1 protein-coding gene is annotated in these 287 nt (G+C 68.3%); it reads right to left on the minus strand.

The window, feature by feature from the left end:
• Window positions 1–287, minus strand: a 287-nt coding sequence (locus Q1B08_RS21850) for a transposase (RefSeq protein WP_299823611.1), incomplete at both ends; no start/stop codon positions are given.

Raw genomic sequence — 287 nt, forward strand, 5'->3', positions numbered from 1 at the left:
GTCACCCGCGAGATAAGGTCAGGCGAGACTTCCAGCCCGTAGAGCTCCTCCAGGTGCCCACGGATGTCCCGCACCGACATGCCGCGCGCGTACATCGCAATGATCTTCTCATCGATCCCGTCGATCCGCGTCTGCCCCTTGCCCACCAGCCGCGGCTCGAAGCTGCCGTCCCGGTCCCGCGGCACCTCGAGCTCGAAGGCCCCGCCATCGCCCTTCAGCGTCTTGCGGCTCACGCCGTTGCGCCGGTTCGCTTGCACAGGCGGCGCCTCAGTGCCGTGCTCGTAGCC

The organism is uncultured Jannaschia sp., assembly GCF_947494025.1.
Classification (GTDB): Bacteria; Pseudomonadota; Alphaproteobacteria; order Rhodobacterales; family Rhodobacteraceae; genus Jannaschia.